This window comes from Microbacterium oleivorans, assembly GCF_001691565.1.
GTDB classification, from domain to species: Bacteria; Actinomycetota; Actinomycetes; order Actinomycetales; family Microbacteriaceae; genus Microbacterium; species Microbacterium oleivorans_B.
Genome location: NZ_MAYO01000003.1, coordinates 2,330,444 through 2,350,332 on the forward strand (window position 1 = coordinate 2,330,444; position 19,889 = coordinate 2,350,332).

General features: G+C 69.8%; 19 protein-coding genes. 8 read left to right on the plus strand and 11 right to left on the minus strand.

The features are described from left to right. Positions 1 to 22: 22 nt before the first annotated feature. Complete coding sequence (locus tag BBA86_RS14050; RefSeq protein ID WP_223247109.1) at positions 23 to 523, minus strand: low molecular weight protein-tyrosine-phosphatase; 501 nt, start codon at positions 521 to 523, stop codon at positions 23 to 25. A gap of 114 nt (positions 524 to 637) precedes the next feature. On the opposite strand from BBA86_RS14050, the gene BBA86_RS14055 reads away from it, so the two are divergent. Together BBA86_RS14055 and BBA86_RS14060 are read left to right on the plus strand one after the other, a co-directional pair. After that, on the plus strand, positions 638 to 931 hold the full coding sequence (locus BBA86_RS14055; protein ID WP_065572124.1) for a hypothetical protein: 294 nt from the start codon (positions 638 to 640) through the stop codon (positions 929 to 931). After that, a complete protein-coding gene (locus BBA86_RS14060) occupies positions 932 to 2,224 on the plus strand; it encodes a hypothetical protein (protein ID WP_065572125.1) in 1,293 nt (430 codons plus the stop codon). It begins immediately after the preceding gene. On the opposite strand, the gene BBA86_RS14065 is transcribed toward BBA86_RS14060, so the two are convergent. Further along, positions 2,196 to 2,588: a phage holin family protein gene (locus BBA86_RS14065; protein WP_065572126.1), complete on the minus strand. Its 393-nt coding sequence runs from the start codon at positions 2,586 to 2,588 to the stop codon at positions 2,196 to 2,198. The two genes, BBA86_RS14060 and BBA86_RS14065, sit on opposite strands and share 29 nt — an antisense overlap. A 48-nt stretch (positions 2,589 to 2,636) precedes the next feature. Here BBA86_RS14065 and BBA86_RS14070 point away from each other — a divergent pair, with 48 nt between their 5' ends. After that, a complete protein-coding gene (locus tag BBA86_RS14070) occupies positions 2,637 to 3,701 on the plus strand; it encodes a histidinol-phosphate transaminase (RefSeq protein ID WP_065572127.1) in 1,065 nt (354 codons plus the stop codon). 112 nt (positions 3,702 to 3,813) lie between these two features. On the opposite strand, the gene BBA86_RS14075 is transcribed toward BBA86_RS14070, so the two are convergent. Further along, a complete protein-coding gene (locus tag BBA86_RS14075) occupies positions 3,814 to 5,274 on the minus strand; it encodes a sugar porter family MFS transporter (RefSeq protein WP_065572128.1) in 1,461 nt (486 codons plus the stop codon). A 92-nt stretch (positions 5,275 to 5,366) separates the two neighbouring features. On the opposite strand from BBA86_RS14075, the gene BBA86_RS14080 reads away from it, so the two are divergent. Beyond that, positions 5,367 to 6,122 carry a hypothetical protein gene (locus tag BBA86_RS14080; protein WP_065572129.1) on the plus strand — a complete coding sequence of 252 codons (756 nt, stop codon included), beginning with the start codon at positions 5,367 to 5,369 and terminating at the stop codon, positions 6,120 to 6,122. A 7-nt stretch (positions 6,123 to 6,129) separates the two neighbouring features. Here the strand turns inward: BBA86_RS14080 and BBA86_RS14085 are convergent, their stop codons facing one another. From BBA86_RS14085 to BBA86_RS14115, 7 genes are all read right to left on the minus strand, one after another. After that, a complete protein-coding gene (locus BBA86_RS14085) occupies positions 6,130 to 7,398 on the minus strand; it encodes a glucoamylase family protein (RefSeq protein ID WP_065572130.1) in 1,269 nt (422 codons plus the stop codon). Further along, positions 7,395 to 9,086 carry an ABC transporter ATP-binding protein gene (locus BBA86_RS14090; protein WP_065572131.1) on the minus strand — a complete coding sequence of 564 codons (1,692 nt, stop codon included), beginning with the start codon at positions 9,084 to 9,086 and terminating at the stop codon, positions 7,395 to 7,397. Before BBA86_RS14090 ends, BBA86_RS14085 begins: the two co-directional genes overlap by 4 nt. Next, on the minus strand, positions 9,086 to 10,090 hold the full coding sequence (locus tag BBA86_RS14095) for an ABC transporter permease (protein WP_065572331.1): 1,005 nt from the start codon (positions 10,088 to 10,090) through the stop codon (positions 9,086 to 9,088). The genes BBA86_RS14090 and BBA86_RS14095 overlap by 1 nt, the downstream gene beginning before the upstream one ends. Before the next feature lie 16 nt (positions 10,091 to 10,106). Next, positions 10,107 to 11,090, minus strand: coding sequence for an ABC transporter permease (locus tag BBA86_RS14100; RefSeq protein ID WP_065572132.1), 984 nt, complete (start codon positions 11,088 to 11,090; stop codon positions 10,107 to 10,109). Positions 11,091 to 11,093: 3 nt separating this feature from the next. Next, on the minus strand, positions 11,094 to 12,800 hold the full coding sequence (locus tag BBA86_RS14105) for an ABC transporter substrate-binding protein (protein ID WP_083199606.1): 1,707 nt from the start codon (positions 12,798 to 12,800) through the stop codon (positions 11,094 to 11,096). A gap of 44 nt (positions 12,801 to 12,844) precedes the next feature. Continuing rightward, positions 12,845 to 13,879: a LacI family DNA-binding transcriptional regulator gene (locus BBA86_RS14110; RefSeq protein ID WP_065572134.1), complete on the minus strand. Its 1,035-nt coding sequence runs from the start codon at positions 13,877 to 13,879 to the stop codon at positions 12,845 to 12,847. A gap of 99 nt (positions 13,880 to 13,978) precedes the next feature. After that, the gene (locus tag BBA86_RS14115; protein WP_065572135.1) at positions 13,979 to 14,410 is read right to left on the minus strand and encodes a hypothetical protein; all 432 of its coding nucleotides are present in this window, start codon (positions 14,408 to 14,410) and stop codon (positions 13,979 to 13,981) included. Between the two features lie 445 nt (positions 14,411 to 14,855). Between BBA86_RS14115 and BBA86_RS14120 the strand changes: the two genes are divergently transcribed. From BBA86_RS14120 to BBA86_RS14130, 3 genes are all read left to right on the plus strand, one after another. Beyond that, complete coding sequence (locus BBA86_RS14120) at positions 14,856 to 15,443, plus strand: NAD(P)H-dependent oxidoreductase (RefSeq protein WP_065572136.1); 588 nt, start codon at positions 14,856 to 14,858, stop codon at positions 15,441 to 15,443. A 195-nt stretch (positions 15,444 to 15,638) separates the two neighbouring features. Then, positions 15,639 to 17,252 (plus strand): alpha-amylase family glycosyl hydrolase, encoded by a 1,614-nt coding sequence (locus BBA86_RS14125; protein ID WP_065572137.1) that lies wholly within the window; start codon positions 15,639 to 15,641, stop codon positions 17,250 to 17,252. Beyond that, entirely contained in the window at positions 17,249 to 18,436 is a 1,188-nt protein-coding gene (locus tag BBA86_RS14130; RefSeq protein ID WP_065572138.1) for a glycoside hydrolase family 1 protein, read from the plus strand. Before BBA86_RS14125 ends, BBA86_RS14130 begins: the two co-directional genes overlap by 4 nt. Positions 18,437 to 18,510: 74 nt before the next feature. Here the strand turns inward: BBA86_RS14130 and BBA86_RS14135 are convergent, their stop codons facing one another. Then, entirely contained in the window at positions 18,511 to 19,290 is a 780-nt protein-coding gene (locus BBA86_RS14135) for a PepSY domain-containing protein (RefSeq protein WP_065572332.1), read from the minus strand. Positions 19,291 to 19,375: 85 nt separating this feature from the next. Between BBA86_RS14135 and BBA86_RS14140 the strand changes: the two genes are divergently transcribed. Further along, positions 19,376 to 19,888, plus strand: coding sequence for an ASCH domain-containing protein (locus BBA86_RS14140; protein WP_065572139.1), 513 nt, complete (start codon positions 19,376 to 19,378; stop codon positions 19,886 to 19,888). The last annotated feature ends 1 nt before the right edge of the window (position 19,889 follow it).

Sequence of the window (19,889 nt, forward strand, 5' to 3'; positions counted from 1 at the left end):
CTCCGTTCGGTGGGGGGTGCGCTCACCGGCGAAGCGCGGGTTCGAGCTGCCGGAACAACGCCCGGCTGGCGCTCTCGATCATACCGAGCACCTCGTCGAACATCTCGGGGCCCCCGTAGTAGGGGTCCGGGACGTCGAGCACACCGTCTCCGCGCGGGTCGAAGGTCAGCAGGAGCGCGAGCTTGTCGACGTCGGCGGGGCTCCGCGCCCACTCCGAGAGGATCCGCTCGTGCGATCGGTCGAGCGCGATCACGAGGTCGTTGCGGTCGAAGTCCTCGCGGGAGAACTGCTTCGCCCGGTGGCGGGTGCCGTCGTAGCCGCGCCGGTCGAGGGCGTCGAGGGTCCGGCTGTCGGCGCGTTCGCCGACGTGCCACTCGCCGGTCCCGGCGCTCGTCGACACCACGCGGTCACCGAGTCCCGCCTGATCGGCGAACCACCGGAAGACCACCTCCGCCATCGGGGAGCGGCAGATGTTCCCGGTGCACACGAAAACCACGCGGAAAGCATCATCGGGCGCGGGCACCCCTCCATTGTGCTGATGGAAGAGACTTCTGCACAGACCGGGCCTCGACCCGTGGCATCCCCCGCCCGACGCTGAGGCCGTTCAGAAGCGGATGCCGCGGGTCACCCTCGAGGCATGTCCGATGCCGTCGCGCCGTCTCCGTACCTCTGGGGCGCCCCGCTCGAGGAGCGCCTGGCCACCCTCGACCGTGCGCTCGCCTTGTTGCAGATCGCCGAGGGGCAGGCCCTCCAGCTGCTCGACGAGGTCCGCCGATTGGCGCCCGTCGTCGATTGGAGTGCGAACGCCGCGGACGCCTTCCGCGCGGCCCTCTCGGCCTGGGAGGACGAAATCGCGCGCCTGACGGCGTCGATCCCGTCGGTGATCGACCAAACGCAGCGCGATCGCCAGTGGATGCTGGCGGTGGGGTGAGTGGGTGAGATCGAGATCCGGAGCGGACGTGTCGTCGCCGTCGACACGGAGACGCTGCGCGACGCCGCGACGCGGGCGAGCCTCGCGACGGTCGGCGCCGAGGATCTCCGCGCGTCGCTGGAGCAGGTGGATCAGTTGCTCGGTCTCACCATGATCGGAGGCACCGCGGCGCACCCGGTCAGCGTCGCGACGACGATCTGCGAGCAGGGCGGCATGCTCGTGACCGCCCTTCGGGACACCGCGTCGGCCTACGAGCTCGTCGAGTTGCAGGCACGGCGGGCCGCTGCGGCGGCCGGAGGTGTCGACGATCGGCGGGAGGCCGTGCTGCTGACCCGCCGTATCGAGGAGCTCGAGGCGTCCTCTCCCGAAGCCGTCCAGCTCGCGGCAAGGGCGCTCGCCGACGCCCCGAACCCCTTCGCGACGGTGGGGGGCGAGCTGTTCTGGAGCACCGTGGCCTTTCCGTTCGTCGGGCCGCTCGTGATGGCGACCTACGGGGCGGCAGCGGCGCAGATCCGCGCAGCGGGGAAGGGGGCGATCCCGGACGGCAGCAAGCTCGTGGGGACGCCGAGGACCCCGACGGTCAGGCTGATCACCGTCCGTGAGGGCACGGCGCCCGAGTCGCTGTCGGTTCTCGCCCGGCGGCAGCCGTCGACGGAGCGTCCCGGCGACATCCGGGTCGAGCGGTACACGATGCCGGGGGGAGACCGACGATTCGCGCTGTACGTCTCGGGGACGAGGATCCGGGGCGACGTCGGCGCTTTCAGCATGGGGACGAACGTGCCGCTGTACCTCGGTGCCGCGTCATCGTCCTACGAGTCGGTTCGGATCGCGCTCGAGAAGGCGGGCGCGAAGCCGGGCGACTCCGTGATGGTCAGCGGGCATTCGCAGGGGGCGATGATCGCCAGCCGTGTCGCTCTCGAAGAGGAGTACGAGGTGCCGATGCTGGTGGGTTTCGGCAATCCCGTGCAGGCGGATGTGGGAGCGGACACCCTGCAGGTCGACCTCCGCCACAGCGACGATGTCGTCCCCCTTCTCGCCGCCGGCGGACACGATTCCTCGATCGGCGCGCAGGGCAGCATGACCGTCGAGCGGAACGTCAACCCGTGGCCCGGGCTCGACTCCCACCAGATGGATGCCTACACCGAGACCGCCGAGATGCTGGACGCATCCTCCGATCCGCGGATGGATGCCGTCCGGGAGCGCCTGGCCGAGTTCGGGCGGGCCGAGTCGGTCGAGGTCTTCGTCTACGACACCGAGGAGGGCGTCACGCCTTCGTCTGCGGACGCAGGATGATCCCGAAGACGAAGTTGATGATGGAGATCAGCAGCGCCGCGACCACGCCCAGCCAGAACGATTCGACCGACAGACCCCAGCCCCACCACTCGGTGAACCACCCGGTCAGCCAGAACAGGAACCCGTTGATGACGAGCGAGATGAGACCGAGCGTCAGGATGTAGAGCGGGAAGGCGAGGATCTTCAGGATCGTGCCGATCACCGTGTTGACGATCGCGAACACCGCAGCGACCGCCAGGAGCGACAGCACGAGCTGCAGGGTCTCGCCGGGTGCGAACGGGGTGACCTCGACGCGCAGCGGCTGGATGAGGGTGACGACCCAGATGGCGAATGCGTTGATCACGACGCGGACGATGAAGCGCATGCCCGCAGTCTCCCACGCAGGTCGCCACCCCGCTCGTAGACTCATCGCGTGACCGACATCCCCGTCCGGGTTCGCCCCGAGATCGCCGCGCTCCCTTCGTACAAGCAGGGCAAGCAGGCCGGCGCCACCGCCTACAAGCTGTCCAGCAACGAGAACCCCTTCGATCCGCTCCCCGGCGTCGTGGCCGCGGTGCGTGACGCCGTCGCGTTCAACCGCTATCCCGACGCTCTCGCCGGACGCCTCCGGGCGCGGCTCGCCGAGCGGTTCGGCGTGAGCGACGACCGCATCCACGTCGCTGCCGGATCGGTGTCGATCCTCTACCAGCTGGCTCAGGCCGCGGCATCCGTGGGTGATGAGATCGTCCTGCCCTGGCGCTCCTTCGAGGCGTACCCCGGCATCGTGACGGTCACGGGCGCGACCCCCGTCATGGTCCCGTTGAACGACGACGCCGCAGTCGACCTCCCCGCGCTCGCCGCGGCCGTCACCGATCGCACTCGCGCCGTCTTCGTCTGCACGCCGAACAACCCGACCGGTGCCGTCGTGACGCAGGCCGACTTCGACGCGTTCGTGGCGGCCGTACCCTCCGACGTGCTGATCATCCTCGACGAGGCGTATGTCGAGTTCGTGACGGACGCCTCCGCCGTGAAGGGCGAGCAGGTCATCGCCGCGGGGCACGACAACGTCGTGATCCTCCGCACGTTCTCGAAGGCGTACGGGCTCGCGGGCCTGCGCATCGGGTACGCCGTCGGTCACCCGCGCATCCTCGACGTCGCCCGCAGCGCCGGCATCCCGCTCTCGGTGACGGCCCAGGCCGAGGCCGCGGCCCTCGCCAGCCTCGACGCCGAGGATGAGCTCCGCGAGCGCGTCGCCGTCGTCGCCGAGCGGCGCGACCGGCTCGTCGCCCGGCTGCGCGAGATCGGCTGGAACATCCCGACCGCGCAGGGGAACTTCGTCTGGCTGCCCGCGGGGGAGCGGTCGCTCGAGGTCGCCGCAGCCTTCGAGGCCGCCGACCTCGTCGTCCGGCCGTTCGCCGGCGACGGCGTCCGGGTGTCGGTGGGCGAGGACGAGTCGATCGAGCTCGTCGTCGCCGTCGCGGCGTCGGTTCTAGCCTGAGCCGGCCTCGCACGAACGCGCCCCCGGAGCCCTGAGTTGGGCTTCCGGGGGCGCGTCGTGTCGCGCTGCGGCCGGCCGGGAGACGACACGCGTCCCCGGAACCGATCGCGGCTCAGCGCGCGGACTTCTCCTTGGGCTTCCGCACGAAGAGGGTCTCGGTCTGCTCGAGCTCCATACCCTTCGTCTCGGGCACGCGCCAGGCGACGTACACGAACGAGAGGGCCGCGAACAGGGCGTACATGCCGTAGGTGAGCGGCAGCGACCAGCCCGACATCGCGGGGAACGACACCGTGATGAGGAAGTTGGCGATCCACTGGGCCGCCGCGGCGACACCGAGCGCCTTGCCGCGGATGCGGCTGGGGAAGATCTCGCCGAGGAGCACCCACACGAGCGGGCCCCACGATGCGCCGAAGCCGACGACGAAGAGGTTCGCGGCGACGAGGGCGATCGGCCCCCACGCACCGGGCAGCGACACCTCGCCGTCGACGGTCACCGCGAAGGCGAACGCCAGCGCCATCGTTGCGAGCGACAGAGTCATCAGGACCGAACCGGTGAGGAGGATCGGCTTGCGTCCGACGCGGTCGACGAGCCAGATCGCGATGAGCGTGACGACGACGTTCGTGATCGAGGTGATGACGCTGATGAGCAGCGAGTTGCTCTCGTCGAAGCCGACGGCCTTCCAAAGCGTCGTCGAGTAGTAGAAGATCACGTTGATGCCGACGAACTGCTGGAACGTCGACAGGATGATGCCGACCCAGACGATGCCCTGAAGGCCCAGGACCGGGCCGCGCAGTGACGCGCCCTTGCTCTTGCGGTCCTCGTCGATGGCCGAACGGATCTCGTTGACGGACTTGTCGAGGTCGGCGGCGGGGACGAGGCGGGAGAAGATCTCGCGCGCTTCGTCGTTGCGACCCTTCGCGAGGAGGAATCGCGGCGACTCCGGCATCGTGAAGGCGAGGATGCCGTACACGGCCGCCGGGATGACACCGACGAGGAACATCCAGCGCCAGGCCTCGAGGCCGAGCCAGAGCTGCTCCGCGGCGCCGCCGGCACTGTTGGCGAGGACGGCGTCCGACAGGAGGGCGGCGAAGATACCGAGCGTGATCGCGAGCTGCTGCAGCGAGGCGAGGCTGCCGCGGATCTGGCGCGGTGCGATCTCGGCGATGTAAGCGGGAGCGACCACCGAGGCGATGCCGATCCCGATGCCGCCGACGACGCGCCACACGATGAGGTCGGGGACGCTGAAGGTGAGCCCGGATCCGATCGAGGACACGAAGAACATCACGGCGCCGAGCATCATCGTCTTGAGGCGGCCCCAGCGGTCCGAGAGGTTCCCGGCGACGACGGCGCCGACGGCACAGCCGAGGAGGGCGACGGCCACGACGAAACCGGTGAGCACCTTGTCGAGCTCGAAGTTGCCCTCGATCGCGTCGACAGCGCCGTTGATGACGGAGGAGTCGAACCCGAAGAGGAAGCCGCCGACCGCTGCGGCGATCGATAGGCCGATCGCTCGTCGCCCGTAGGGGCTCTTTATCGAGAAGGCGTCAGCGGGGATGGTGCCGGTAGTGCTCATGAGGGACGAGGGTACCCCCGCTCACGCTGGTCGAGCGCGCCCTTGCGCGTCGGACGAAAACAGGTACGGATGCCGTGTGCCACGATGCTCGGATGGGGATCCCGATCAGCGATGAGCTCCGAACGCTGCGCGCTCGCGCCTACGGGCCGGCCGCCGACATCCACTCCGATCCGGAGGCGATGCGCCGCCTCGAGGAACTCGAGGACGCGGCGCGACCCGTCCTGGTCGAGGAAACGCCTGCCTCCACCCCCACCGACGATGCCCTCCCGGAGGAGGATGCCCGTGCGACGCGGAGCGGGCCCGATGCTGCGCCGCGTGCGGACGCGGAGCCGACCTTCTGGCGCCGCCCGCGCGTCCGGACCGCGATGTGGACCACCGCCGTCGTGGTCGCGGCGCTGCTCGGTGCCGGCCTCACGTATTCGGCGGTCGCCATCACTCCGGTCTCGGCCTCGTCGGGCGCCCCGCAGATCGCGACGGTCGCGCCGAGCATGACGTCCCGGGTGCCGCCGGGCTATTTCGGGTGGGAGGAGGGAGCTCCGGTGTTCGAGTACGAGGGGCTGACGATCCTCCAGACGGCCGCAGGGTATCTCGCCGGCGGCGACGGGGATGCGGTGTGCATCCAGGTCTTCGAGACCGCACTCCTGCCGGACCGACGCGACGCGAATGAGTCCGACGGGTGGGGCTACGACGGCATCGCCTGGGGTGGTTGCGCGGTCGGCGCTTTCCCGGCGTCGGCGGCCGTCCCCCTGACCGGCGACGCCGCCCCGAAGGCGGACCTTCCCGACGGACGCGCGATCCAGTTCGTCCTCGAGGGTGACCGCCTCGGCGTCTTCCTCGATCGCGGCTGACGCGCCGTCACACCCGTGTGAAGCCGAGCTTCCGGGCGCCGCGGGCGATCCACGGATGCCGCGAGAAGGCATCCCACACCACGGTCGACCCGAGCGCCGCAGCGCCGAGCACGGCCGTCGCGCCCTTGTTCAGGCCGTAACGCGGGCCGGCGTACCACGGCTCGTCGCCCTCGAGGTTGACGCCGTCGGTCGCGCCCCACTCGTTCCAGGCCCCCGGGTGCTCGTCCCGCAGCACGCGGAGAGCGGGCACCACCTCGTCGGGGGCGAGGGCGAGGGCGCCGAACAGCGACACCGGGGGGATCGTGCCGTCCCAACGCGGCTCGTGTCCGGCAGGATGCGCGCCGTTGACGACGTAGCCGCTCGGGCCCTCCCCGGCGGCGGGTCCCCAGAGGCCGGCGTCGAACGTCTTCGACCGTGCAGCCTGGTCGGCGCACCACGCCTTGTTCGCGAGCGTCGCTTCGCGTGCGTTCGCCCACCAGTCGCGGCCGTCGCGGTCCCGCACGCGCTGGAAGGGGTAGAACGCCAGGGGGAAGTGGTAGACGAACAGGGTGCCGGCGCGTTCGTACACGCACTCGTGGCCGCCGTACTCGCCGACGGGCTTGTCGAACCCGTCCCACAGCGCCTGCGCGCGGTCGGCGGTGACGTCGGGGTGGCCTGCGGCGAGCAGGTACATCGGTAGCTGCTCTGCCGTCATGTCCCACTGGCTCACGAAGCCGTCGCCGTCGGCGCCGTCCGCGTAGTCGTCCGTGGCCGACGCGACCCACGCCATGCGCACGAGGGTGCGCCCGGTGTCGTCGACGGTCGTGATCCAGTCCCAGTCGATGCGCGCCAGCATCCGGTCGACCGCTGCCGTCACCTCGGGGTCGTCGAGGAAGGATGCCGCGACCACCGCTCCGCAGAGGGCAAGGGTCGTGTCGATCGTCGAATACTCCGACCGACCCTGGCGCTCCCCGGTGTTCGCATCGACGAAGTGTGCGAGGAAGCCGTTCTTCTGCGGTACCGTGTGCTCGAGGGTCCGCACCGTGCCGCGCACGCGGTCGAGGACCTCGGCGAGATCGAGGATGCCGCGCTCCACGCCCACGCACCACGCGGCGAGGGCGAAGCCCGTCGCGGCGACGGTGGCGACGTCCGGCAGGTCGTCCTTGTCGAGGACGAGCCCGGTGCCCGGCCCGGATGGCGTCGAGAAGCGCCAGAGCCAGCGGATCGAGGCATCCACCTCCGTTTCGGTGAGGTCGCGGATGTCGGCGGGCAGGGTTTCGATGGCGGGTAGCGTCATGCGGCGGACCTCTTCTCGAAGGGGTTGGGAATGGCGTCGAGGAGTTGCCGCGTGTAGGCGGCCTGCGGGTTGTCGATGACCTGGTCTGCGGGCCCGGACTCGATGAGCTCACCGTCTTTGAGGACGAGCGCGTGGTTCGCGAGGCTCTTCGCCGAGAGCAGGTCGTGAGTGATGTAGAGCATTCCCACGCCGTGGTCGGCCACGAGCGACTGCAGCACCTCGAGGATCTCGGCGCGGATCGACACGTCGAGACTCGCGATGGGCTCGTCGGCGATGATCAACCGTGGCTCGGCCGCGAGGGCGCGGGCGATGACGACGCGCTGGCGCTGGCCGCCCGAGAGCTCATGCGGCAGACGGCCGATGAAGCGCCCGGCGGGGGTGAGTCCCACGGTCTCGAGAAGGCTCGCCGAGCGCTCGATCGCCTCGCGGCGTCCGACGTGGAGGAAGTTCACGAGAGGCCGGGCCAGCGAGTACCCGACCGTCAGTGTCGGGTTGAGCGCTGCGTAGGGGTCCTGGAAGACGTACTGGACGTTCCGCCGGTACTCCCGCGCGATCTTGCCGCGCAGTTTCGCGATGTCGTGCATCGATCCGTCGGCCTTCGCGGCGTACCGGACCGATCCCGACGAGGGCACGTCGATACGGGTGAGGATGCGGGCGATCGTCGACTTGCCCGAACCGGACTGGCCGACGAGCGCCGTCACCTCTCCCTCGCGGAGGGTGAACGAGACATCCTTCACGGCGTCGACGTGCTCGGTCTTCATCCCCTGGCGCTTCGCGAACCGACGGCCGAGGTCCTCGATGTCGAGCACCGTCCGCCCCTGGATCGGAGCCTCCTGCGACACCTCGGCGGGCTCGTCCAGCTCGGCACCGGTGTAGCCGGCGACGTCCTCGCCGAGAAGTTCCGCGTAGGACCCGACGAGGTGGATCGAGTACGGATGCCGTGGGCCGGGGCTCACGGCATCCGTCGCCGCGATGTCCTCGACGATCTCGCCCTCGTACATGACGGCGACCCGGTCCGAGAAGTCGAGAAGCGTGCCCATGTCGTGCGTGATGAGCACGGCGCCGAAGCGCTCGCGTTCCTGCAGCTCGCGGATCTTGTCGAGGATCGACTTCTGCACGACGACGTCGAGGCCCGTGGTCGGCTCGTCGAAGAGGACGAGCTGCGGCTGCAGGGCGAGTGCGAGGGCGAGGTTCACGCGCTGCCGCATGCCCCCCGACAGCTCGTGCGGGTACATGCCGAGGAACCGTTTGTCGACGCTGACGAGGTCGAACAGCTCCTCGCAGCGCTCGCGGATCTGCTGGTCGGTGAGGTCGGTGTGCTCGTGCATGACGTCCTCGAACATGCGCCGCACCCGGACGACGGGATTGAGCGAATTCATGCTCGACTGGAACACCGTCGACACGTACGACCATCGGTACGGGCGCAGGTCGTCGCCCGACAGATCGGTGACGTCCTGATCGCCCCAGCGGATCGTCCCGCCCGTGATGCGTCCGGGGGTGCGCAGCAGCTTGAGCACCGCCTGAGCGAAGGTCGTCTTCCCCGAGCCGGACTCCCCGGCGAGGCCGACGAACTCTCCCGGCGCGACCTGGAGCGACGCGTTCTTGACGGCGTCGACGACCGCGCCGACCTTGGGCCGGTACTGCACCGACAGGTTCTCGACCGAGAGTACGGATGCCGCAGTGTCCATCACTTCTCCTCCTCTTCGCGCAGGTGCGGATTGCTGAGCATGTCGACGCCGAAGTTCACGAACGTCAGCGACGTCATGAGGAGCGCGAGCATGACACCGGGGGCGACGAGCCACACCCACAGCCCCTGGACGAGCGCGCCGTTGGCGTTCGCCTGGGCGAGCATCTGGCCCCAGCTGACGGTGTTCGGGTCTCCGAAGCCCATGAACGACAGGCCGGCTTCGGCCGCGATCGCGGCAGTCGCCGCCCCGATGAATCCCGAGACGATCAGGGACGACATGTTGGGCATGATCTCGCGGAAGACGATGCGCAGCATCCCGTCGCCGCCGAAACGGGCGGCCGTGACGTAGTCGCGGTTGCGCATCGAGATGATGAGGGCGCGCATCTCGCGGGACGCGCCCGCCCAGCTCGTGATCGCGACGACGAAGACGAGCAGCGCGAGTCCTCGCGTCTCGCTGTAGGCGACGATGACCATCATCAGCGGCAGGACCGGGATGACGAGGGCCAGATTCGTTGCGAAGGAGAGGACGTCGTCGAGAGCACTCCCCTCGCGGTAGCCGGCCAGCAGCCCCACGACGATCGCGATGACGATCGTCGCAAGGCCACCCAGCACGCCGATCGCGAACGAGAGCCGCGTGCCGTGGACGAGCTGCGTGCCGATGTCGTACCCGAGGGTGTTCGTACCCAGCCAGTGGGTCGCGCTCGGATCCTGCGATGGCGCGAACGACGCGTCGGTCGGGCTGTACGGCGTCAACACGTCCGCCAGGATCGCCACGAGCGCGAAGATCGCGAGCATCACGATGCCGACTCGCGCCTTCCGGCTCGACCAGATCACCTGGTACCAGCGCGGCGGGCGGACGACGGCGACGACCTCCTTGGTCGAGGCGTCCGCGTCGGTGACCCGTCGGCGGAAGGTCCGGACGGGTTCGGTGCGGTCGGGCAGCACGCCGCCCGCCGGTTGCGGCATCGATGCCGGCTGCGGGAGGGGGGTCTCTTCAGGAGCCATGTTCGTCACCCGGCTTTCAGGCCGACGCCTTGCGGGCGCGGGGGTCGATGAGCGGATAGATGAGGTCGACGATGAAGTTCGCCGTGAGGACGATCACGATCGTCGCGAGGAGGATCGCCTGCATGAGCGGGAAGTCGCGGTTGCTGGTCGCCTCGCCCATGAGGCGCCCCATGCCGGGGTAATCGAAGACGGTCTCGATGAGGATCGAGCCGCCCATCAGCACGCCGAGCGAGAGCGCGAACCCGGTGATGACCGGCAGCAGTGCGTTCCGGGCGGCGTAGCCGAGGGCGAGCGTCCGCTCCTTGAGCCCGGCCGCTGAGGCGAGGCGGATGTAGTCCTCTCCGAGCACCTGGACCATCGTGTTGCGCATCGACAGGATGAAGCCGATCGGGGCGGTGATCATGAGGGTCAGCGCGGGCAGGAAGCCGTGGGCGACCACGTCGGCGATGTGCTCGGGCGTGCCCGGGTCCGTGTACCCGTATCCGCCCGTCGCGGGGAACCACCCCAGCGTGTAGGCGAACAGGAACACGACGATGAGGGCGATCCACACGGATTGCAGGTTGCCGACGAAGGTGGATCCGACCGAGATGGTCGCGTCGAAGCGACTGTTGCGTCGCCACGCGGCGACCGCGCCGAGGAGGGTGCCGATCACGAATGACAGGATCTGCGTCAACCCCACGAGCACGAGCGTCCAGGGGAGCGCCTTGCCGAGCACCTCGATGACCGGCGCGGGGAAGTAGGTGAACGAGATGCCGAGGTCCCCGGCGGCCAGCTGCTGCAGGTACTGCCAGTACGCGACGAACACGTTGTCGTCGCCGTAGCCGAGCATCGTCTTGATGGCCGCAACCTGTGCGGGGTCGACCTCGCCGCGTCCGGTGAGCTGGGTCACCATGATCTCGGCGGGGTCACCCGGCTGCAGCCGCGGGATGACGAAGTTCAGCGTGATTGCCGCCCACAGCGTGAGCAGGAAGTAGCCCGTCTTGCGTGCGTAGTAGACCATCGCTCAGTCCTCCCCGGTCCCGGTGGGAGCCTCCGCGTCGTCAGCGGGGCGAAGTTCGGACGCGAGGCGGATGAGCTGATCGACCGGGTACGGATCGTCCTCGCTCGGCCACCCGACCGCGTTCTCGGTCCGGTAGATCAGGCGGCTCGGCGCGTATTGCAGGGCGATGTACGGGAATTCGGTCATGAACACGTCGATGACGCGCTCCTCGATCTCCTTCGCGCGGGCGGGGTCCGTGACGTTCGCCCACTCGTCGATCAGCGCGTCGATCTCAGGGTTCGAGTAACGCGCGCGGTTGAGGAGGAGCTCCTTGTCGTGCGAGATCTGCGACGACTGCAGGCGCGCGCCGAGATCCCTCGACCGCTGGCACCCGCCGCCGACGAAGTCGACGACCATGTCGAAGTTCCCGGAGCGCTGCATCCCGTCGACCGCGTTCGGGTCGGTGGTGACCATCTTCACCTGCACGCCGACGTCCTTGGCGTTGCGGACCACGACGTCGGCCATCGCGATGATGTCCATCCAGCCGGCCTGCACGCTGAAGACGAAAGACAGCGGTCTGCCCTCGTCGTCGACCCGCCAGCCGTCGGCGTTCCTCTCGTAGCCGGCGGCGTCGAGGAGTTCGTTGGCCTTGTCGGGGTCGTAGGGGATCGTCTCCTTGCCGCGCCACTTCTCGGGGATGTCCTGCTCCTGGTAGGGGAGGAGGAGCATCGACTGGCTGGCGGGCTCCATGATGCCGTAGGTCGCGCGCTCCGTGATCGCCTCGCGGTCGATCGCGTAGGCGAACCCCTCGCGGAACTTCGGGTCGTCCAGCACGGGCCGTTCATTGTTGAGGGCGATCACCGTCGTCGCGTCCGGCGGGTAGAAGAAGTGCGCGTTCTCGGGGTCGGGGGCGACCACCGAACGGTTCGGATTGGGGATGTCGCCGCGGTAGAGGTCGAGCGCTCCGCCGCGGAGCTTGAGAGCACCGGAGTTGGCGTCGTACTGCCCCTCCATCGAGATCCGCTGGATCTTCACCTCGTCGGCATTCCAGTAGTTCGGGTTGCGCTCGAGGATGAGGCGTCGCCCGTTGTAGTCCTTCGGCACGAACGGCCCGGTCGCGACCCCGACGGTGTCGACGAAGAGCGTCGGGTCGCCCTGCTCGGCGTAGATGTGCTCGGGCAGGATCTTCATCGTCGAGAGGATGCCGTCGGTCTTCGGCACCGCAGCGCCTGAGAACTGGATCTCCACCGTGTGGTCGTCGATGGCCCGAACGTTCTCGGCGGGTGCGCCGAAGTACTCGCCCCAGATGCCGGCCCGGTCCGCGGCGGGGAACTCCTTGCCGACCATGAACGTGTAGACGACGTCGTCGGCGGTGAAGGGTTCGCCGTCGCTCCACTGCACACCCTCCCGGAGCGTGAGCACCATGCGGTCGGGGGTCGGCCACTCATAGGAGGTCGCGAGCCAGGGGATCGCCTCGCAGGTGAAGCGGTCGCGGATCATCAGCGGCTCGAACAGCCAGGTCTGCACGGTGGCGTTCGGTGACAGCCAGTTGTAGTTCAGGATGCCCTGCACCGATCCGGCGGCCTCCGACGGCATCCGGATCTCGGCGATCATGCCCTCTTCGGCGGCCGGCGCCGGCGTCAGGCCGATGTTCGCGCAGGCGGACGTCGCCAGCAGTGCGGACACCAGGGCGGCGCTCGCCGCCATCCTCGTTCTCGTGCGCGTTCTCATCGGAACCTCCTCGTTCCTCGGGTGGGGCGCGCGGCGCCCGGTTCTCAGTCCGTCGTCGCCTCGTCGCCCCTCGCGGCAGCGCAGCCGCAGGACTCACGGATCACGAGCCGCGTCGGCAGCACCGTCCGCGGCTCGAGGTCGTCGCCGAGCGCACCCGCTGCGGCATGCGCACCCAGTTCGGTGACCGGCTGGTGCACGGTGGTCAGTCGGGGCGAGGCGATCTCGGCGAGGGACTGGTCGTCGAACCCGGTGATGGCCACGTCCTGCGGGATGCGGTGGCCGAGCCCCGGCAGGGTCGCGAGCAGGCCGATGGCGAGCTCGTCGTTCGCACAGACGAGAGCATCGGGCAGTCCGCTCTCGTGCACCTGACGGGCGGCCAGGGCCCCGCTGCGGACGTCGAGTCCGTAGCGCAGCGGCGCGCCGGCCTCATGCAGCCCCGCGTCGCGGAGGGCGTCGCGGAATCCCTCGTAGCGGAGGGTCGTGTCGGGGGAGCCGGCGGGCTCGCCCACGAACCACAGTCGCCGGTGGCCGTGGGCCTCGATGAGGTGGCGGGTCAGCTCGGCGGCGGCGCTCCGGCCGTCGGTCACTACGGCCGGGGCCTCGGCGCTCTCGCCGGCGACCACCACGACGCGCCCGGTCGCGGCGAGGCGGGTGATCTCGGCATCCGGGATCGTCCCACCCGCCACGATGAGACCGTCAGTGCGTTCGGCGAGCTGCCGGACGGATGCCACGGCGTCGGGCCTCAGGTGGGTTCCGAGCACGTTGATCGCGACGCCGCGCTCGACGGCGACCGATTCGGCGCCTTCGATGAGCGCGGCGAAGTAGGGCCCGCCCAGACCCGGCAGGACGATTCCGAGCGTGTTCGTGCGCTGATACGAGAGCGCGCGGCCGAGGGACGAGGGCGTGTAGCCGAGGCGATCGATCGCCTCACGCACACGCGCTGTCGTCTCCCCGGTGACGCGCGGGTCGTCGTGAGTGACTCGCGAAACCGTCGCGACCGAGACACCCACCTCGCGGGCGATGTCGCGGATCGTCGGTCGGGAACCCGTCCGCGGACGGGGGGTACGCGCGTCGGTCATGTCCCTCCGTCACCTCCTCGTGAGCCTGGGATCCGGGGATGATGTAACCGGATACATCGAGCGACTGTAGCGCCGGTAACCGGTTACATCAACCCCGGCTCACGAGGAGAGGCGACGGTAGGCGTCACCGAGCCAGCGGTCGTACGCGGCCCACGGCTCGCCGACCCGCGCTCGCACCTGATCGATGTGGATGAGCACAGCGCCGGTGAGGCTGAACCATTCGCCTCCCTCGCGGAGGTCGGCGAACTGGACGTGACGGTCGTGTTCGATGCGGCGGTCGCCCGGTTCGAAGGCGAGCAGCTCGTCGTGCATGATCGCGGCGAGTCGGCGTCGAGGTGTCGCGGAGGTCCCTATCTTCACTCGGTCCCGGTACCGCAGGTAGTACACGACGTCGATGCGGGGGTGCGGCAGGTCGGCGTCCGGCGCATCGCCCAGGCGCCAGCCGCAGCGGACGCAGTGCCAGAGACCATCGACGCGGTCGCCGGTCGAGCCGCCGCAGACACGGCACGGAGACGGAAGCGAGGCGGACACGAGGTCATCCTCGTCGCCGGCTCCGACATCGCACCATCCGGCGGGAGGGTCCCGGACGCGAGCCGCGGGGGGAGGGCGGGTCGACGGCCGGGGCCCCGGATGCGTCACCGTGACGATCGGAGACGCGATCCCGCGCGGACACCCGGGGCTGGGTTGCCGGCGACGATACGCCGAAGCGGGTCGAAAGAGAAGCGATCCGATGATCCGGCTGGAGCGGGGTCTCCCCCAGACCCCAGCCGGATCGTCGCGCTGTAGCGTGGCCCGCACGCGGGAACGCCTGGAACCCCCAGAAACCAGTCCGGGTGCGGGCTAACCAGCTCCCCAACTGTTGGTCTACAGCGACACGAATGTACCGACGCCCCCACCCGATCTTGTCCCCCTTTCGGGGGACAAGATCGATGTGCTAAAAACTTCTTCCCGATCCTCCTCGGTGAACAATGGAGGGGTGTCTTCACTGATCGTCGTCGCCCACCCCGATCCCACATCTCTCACTCACGAGGTCGCGTCGCGGCTCGCAGCCGCACTGCCCGATGGCGAGGTCGAGATGGCCGATCTCGCAGCGGAGGGGTTCGATCCCCGGTTCACCCTCGCCGACCGGCACTCCTTCCTCGCCGGGGGCGACTACCCCGATGACGTCGCCGCTGAGATCGCGCGTGTCGAGCGCGCCGACCATCTCGTCCTCGTCTTCCCGGTCTTCTGGTGGTCGATGCCGGCCGTCCTCAAGGGATGGATCGACCGCGTCTTCGTCAACGGGTGGGCGTTCGGCGTCGGCGAGGGGGATGGCATCCGGCCGGGGCTCGGCCGCCTCACGGCGCACATGATCCCGATCGCGGGGTCGGACGCGGCGCTGTACGAACGGCGCGGCTACGACGCGGCGATCGCGACGCAGATCGGGACCGGGATCCTCGACTACTGCGGCATCCGTCGCGGTCGCACCGAGTTCCTGTACGACGCCGACAGCGGAGCCGCCGCGGCCGACGTCGATGCCGTCGTCGAGCGGATCGCGGATGCCGTCCGTCGGGGCGCGAGCTGACGCATCCGCTCAGCGGAGCGCGGCGACCGCATCCGTCTTCCGCTGCGGCGTCGTCCGTGACTCGGCGTCGAGGACGCGGGTGGTCCGGGACGGGCCGAAGCACCCGACTCGTCGCTGGATGTAACCGGATACATCAGGTACTCTCCCCGGGGTAACCGGTTACATGGCCTGCAACGACGCAGAGAGGAACGAGTCATGCCGTCATCGACCCTCGCCGATCGACTCGATCGCATCGTGCTCTACCAGGCGTATCCGCAGAGCTTCGCTGATGCCGACGGCGACGGGATCGGCGACCTCGACGGAGTCGCGGCCCGCCTCGACCACCTGTCCTGGCTCGGTGTCGACGCGGTCTGGGTGAACCCCTGCTTCGTGTCGCCGATGCGCGATGCGGGCTACGACGTCGCCGATTTCGATCACATCGACCCGCGCTACGGCGGCGACGACGCGCTCGATCGGCTGATCGCCGCGGCCGATCGGCGGGGCATCGCCGTGATCCTCGACCTCGTGGCCGGGCACACCTCCGATGAGCACCCGTGGTTCCGCGCCGCGATCGCCGACCCGACCGATCATCGCTACGTCTTCTCGGATCGCGACGCCGACGGCTTCGAGCCTGTCCCGGGCCCGCGCGGCGGGTTCTACAAACCCAACTTCTTCGCCTTCCAGCCCGCCCTGAACTTCGGCTACGCGCGCGCGGACGCCGCCGAGCCGTGGCGTCAGCCCGTCGACGCCGACGGCCCGCGGCAGAACCGCGACGCCCTCGTGGACATCATCCGCCGCTGGTACGACCGCGGCGTACAGGGGTTCCGGGTCGACATGGCCGCGTCGCTCGTCAAGGACGATCCCGGCCACGTCGAGACCGCGAAGCTCTGGAACGAGATCCGCGCGCGACTCGATGAGACCCATCCGGGCCGCATCCTCCTGTCGGAGTGGGGCGACCCGGCGCGGGCGATCCCCGCCGGCTTCCACGGTGACTTCTTCCTGCAGTTCGGCGGTGACAGCGACGGCTGGCCGTTGAAGTCGCTCCTGAACGACAACGCCGGCACGGTCCACGAGGCGTGGAATCAGACCGAGGTATGGGCGGGCGCCGAGGGGACGGGGGATGCTGCGGACTTCGTCACCGCGTGGCGTGACGCCGCCGACGCGATCGACCGCGACGGCCGCGGCGGTGTCGTCGGTCTGCCGACGGCGAACCACGACTTCACGCGTCTCGTGAGCGGACCGCGCGATGCCGAACAGGCCCGTGCCGCTCTTCTCCTCGTGCTCACGTGGCCGGCCCTGCCCTCGATCTACTACGGCGACGAGATCGGCATGCGGTACGTGCCCGGGCTCGCGCCTCACGAGGGATCCTCGCTCGGCCCTCGCTACGAGCGTGCCGGTTCGCGGACGCCGATGCAGTGGGGAGAGATGGGCGCCGGCATCCACACGTCGCGGTATCTGCCCGAGGATCCTGATCCCGACCGTCCGACGGTCGCGGCTCAGCGGGACGATCCCGAGTCGCTCCTGACGTTCGTGCGCGGCGCGGTCGCTCTGCGGCGGGACGACCGGCGGCTCTCGGCCCGCGCGCCCGTCGACGTCCGGACGACCGGCTACCCCTTCACCTATGTGCGAGGCGGCTCCCTGCTCGTCGCGCTGAACCCGTCGCGAACCCCGCGGACGGTCCCGGATGCCGGTGGCCGCCTCGTTCACGGATACGCCGCGCACCTGCGCGGCGACACTCTGCACCTCGACGCGTACGGCTGCGCCGTCGTCGAGCTCGACCAGACCCCGGCCGCGGCCCCCGCGGCATCCGATGAAAGGACCCCCGCATGACGACGCACACCGGACCGACGACCCCGGCGCCCGAGGGTTTCCTCTGGGGCGCCGCCACGGCCGCGCACCAGATCGAGGGCGGGAACGTGAACACGGCCCACTGGGAGTTCGAGCACGCCCCCGACACGACCGTCGAGGAGCCGTCCGGCGACGCGTGCGACTCGTACCACCGCTATCCCGAGGACATCCGTCTGCTCGCCGAGGCGGGCCTCGACACCTACCGGTTCTCGATCGAGTGGGCGCGCATCGAACCCGAGAAGGGGATCGTCTCGCGCGCGCAGCTCGACCACTACCGCCGCATGATCGACACCTGCCGGGACGCCGGCATCACGCCGTTCGTGACGCTCCACCACTTCACGGTTCCGCGCTGGCAGGGCCGCGACGGGGGCTGGTACGCCGACGACGTCGTCGACCGGTTCCGCCGGTACACCGAGACCGCCACGCGGATCCTCGACGACGTCGAGCACGTCGTGACCATCAACGAGCCGAACATGATGGTCAATCAGACCGAGGCGAAGATCGACACCGAGCAGGGCGTCAACTTCCCCGGCCCCTCGCCCCACGTCGCCCAGGTCATCGCCGCCGCGCACCACGCGTCGCGCGAGGTGCTGTCGGGGCTCGGGCATGTGAAGAGCGGGTGGTCGGTGGCGAACCAGGTGTACCAGGCTGTGCCCGGGTTCGAGACCGAGCGCGACGAATGGGGCTACTGGCGCGAGGACTACTACCTCGAGCAGGCGCGGAACGACGACTTCATCGGCGTGCAGTCCTACCTGCGGACGATCATCGGGCCCGACGGGCCGGTGCCCTTCCCCGATGACGTGGAGCGGACCCTCACGGGCTGGGAGTACTACCCCGAGGCTCTCGGTCACGCGCTGCGCCACACCCACGAGGTGACCGGCGGCATCCCCATGATCGTCACCGAGAACGGGATGGCGACGGCCGACGACAGTCGGCGCATCGACTACACGACGGGTGCTCTCGAGGGTGTGTCGGCCGCTCTCCGCGACGGTCTCGACGTGCGCGGCTACCTGCACTGGTCGCTGCTCGACAACTACGAGTGGGGCTCCTACCGGCCGACCTTCGGTCTCATCCACGTCGACCACGAGACGTTCGCGCGGACGCCGAAGCCGAGCCTCGCCTGGCTTGGCGACCTTGCGATGCGCGGGGTCATCCCGGCCGTCTGAGCGGCGCGAACCGACACACGAACGGGCGCAGGCCCCGGAGGACCCGCGCCCGGACCGATGCCGTCGGCTCCCGGTCAGTCGTCGAGCTTCGTTCCGGTGACGGTGCCCGAGGCGTCGAGGGTGATCTCGACGACCTGACGGTCGCCCGTGAGCACGGACACATCGAACGGCGAACGGGTGTCGTCGTCGGCGTCGATCTCGAGGATGCGGCCGGGCTGCTCGGCCAGAGCGGCCTCCACCATGGTCGAGAGGGTCGCCGCGTCGAGGACGTTCTTCGGAGCCCGGTCGTCGGCGTCGGCGGCGTCGGTCTCGCTGACCGAGGCGGTGCCGTCTGCGGTGACGCGGACCTCGGTCTCGGCACCGTCGGCGGCGGTCAGCGTGACATCCCAGCTGCCGTCGGCGTCGGCGTCGATGCCGGTCGGCTCGCCTTTCGCGACGCCTTTGGCGGCGTCGGCGATCGCCGACAGGTCGCTCGCGCTCGCCGCGCCGAGGTCACCGGTCGCTCCGGCGGCCGCGTCCGCGGCACCGCGCTCCGCGTTCGACGCGGCCGGTGCGTCGTCGTCCGAGCGCTCGCTCGTCGCCGTGACGTCGTCCGAAGCGACCTGCGCACGCTGACTCGAGGCGAGGCTGTCGAAGCCGTCGCCGTCGCGGTCGTCGGCGACAGCGGCACCGATCGCGACGCCGCCGCCCACGAGGAGGAGCGCGCCGAGTGTGGCGCCGCCGGCGATCATGGCGGTGCGACCACGGCGCTTCGGCGCAGCGGGGGCAGCAGCGGGGGCAGCGGCGGATGCCTCCGTCGGGCCGTCGACGATGGGGGCGGTGGGCTGGTCGGGGGTGGTGGTGTTCTCGCTCATGCCCCCAGAGTGCCGAGCGGGCACTGAAGCAGACCTGAAGCATCCTGAAGCGGTCTTCAGGATGCCGGGATGAAAGGATCGACGGATGTCCGAGAGTCTCTCCTCCGCCGCCTTCCCCCTCGACCGCGACGCCGCCGACCGGATGTGGGACGACTACCGCTCCGCGCACCCTGCCGCAGCCGCGGCCGGCCCGGAGTGCACCGTCGAGCACTTCGGCGACAGCCCTCGGCTCGCGGATCAGCTGCTCGACGCCGTGCTGAACGGTCCGAAGCGGGCGACCTCCGAACTGGTGGCCGAATTCTCCGAGCACGGCGACCACCTACCGCGGATCGGCTCGCACTGGATCGCATGCGACGGCACCGGCGCCCCGCGCATCATCATCCGCAGCACCGAGCTGCGTGTCGGACCCTTCGCGAGCGCCGACGCGGCTTTCGCATTCGACGAGGGCGAGGACGATCGCTCCCTCGAGAGCTGGGAGCGCGAACACCGTCGCTACTTCACGCGGGTCGCCGCCGCCCGTGGCGCGGAGTGGTCGGAGGACGACGAGATCGTCTTCGAGCGGTTCTCCGTCGTCTGGCCGCCCGAGCACGCCGACTGAG

Excerpts from the sequence above, each read along its gene's own strand:
- BBA86_RS14055 (WP_065572124.1), top strand. The coding sequence starts at position 638 with ATGTCCGATGCCGTCGCGCCGTCTCCGTACCTCTGGGGCGCCCCGCTC.
- BBA86_RS14135 (WP_065572332.1), bottom strand. The coding sequence starts at position 19,290 with ATGAGCGAGAACACCACCACCCCCGACCAGCCCACCGCCCCCATCGTC.
- BBA86_RS14085 (WP_065572130.1), bottom strand. The coding sequence starts at position 7,398 with ATGACGCTACCCGCCATCGAAACCCTGCCCGCCGACATCCGCGACCTC.
- BBA86_RS14140 (WP_065572139.1), top strand. The coding sequence starts at position 19,376 with ATGTCCGAGAGTCTCTCCTCCGCCGCCTTCCCCCTCGACCGCGACGCC.
- BBA86_RS14065 (WP_065572126.1), bottom strand. The coding sequence starts at position 2,588 with ATGCGCTTCATCGTCCGCGTCGTGATCAACGCATTCGCCATCTGGGTC.
- BBA86_RS14110 (WP_065572134.1), bottom strand. The coding sequence starts at position 13,879 with ATGACCGACGCGCGTACCCCCCGTCCGCGGACGGGTTCCCGACCGACG.
- BBA86_RS14075 (WP_065572128.1), bottom strand. The coding sequence starts at position 5,274 with ATGAGCACTACCGGCACCATCCCCGCTGACGCCTTCTCGATAAAGAGC.
- BBA86_RS14105 (WP_083199606.1), bottom strand. The coding sequence starts at position 12,800 with ATGAGAACGCGCACGAGAACGAGGATGGCGGCGAGCGCCGCCCTGGTG.
- BBA86_RS14100 (WP_065572132.1), bottom strand. The coding sequence starts at position 11,090 with ATGGTCTACTACGCACGCAAGACGGGCTACTTCCTGCTCACGCTGTGG.
- BBA86_RS14125 (WP_065572137.1), top strand. The coding sequence starts at position 15,639 with ATGCCGTCATCGACCCTCGCCGATCGACTCGATCGCATCGTGCTCTAC.
- BBA86_RS14080 (WP_065572129.1), top strand. The coding sequence starts at position 5,367 with ATGGGGATCCCGATCAGCGATGAGCTCCGAACGCTGCGCGCTCGCGCC.
- BBA86_RS14090 (WP_065572131.1), bottom strand. The coding sequence starts at position 9,086 with ATGGACACTGCGGCATCCGTACTCTCGGTCGAGAACCTGTCGGTGCAG.
- BBA86_RS14130 (WP_065572138.1), top strand. The coding sequence starts at position 17,249 with ATGACGACGCACACCGGACCGACGACCCCGGCGCCCGAGGGTTTCCTC.
- BBA86_RS14095 (WP_065572331.1), bottom strand. The coding sequence starts at position 10,090 with ATGGCTCCTGAAGAGACCCCCCTCCCGCAGCCGGCATCGATGCCGCAA.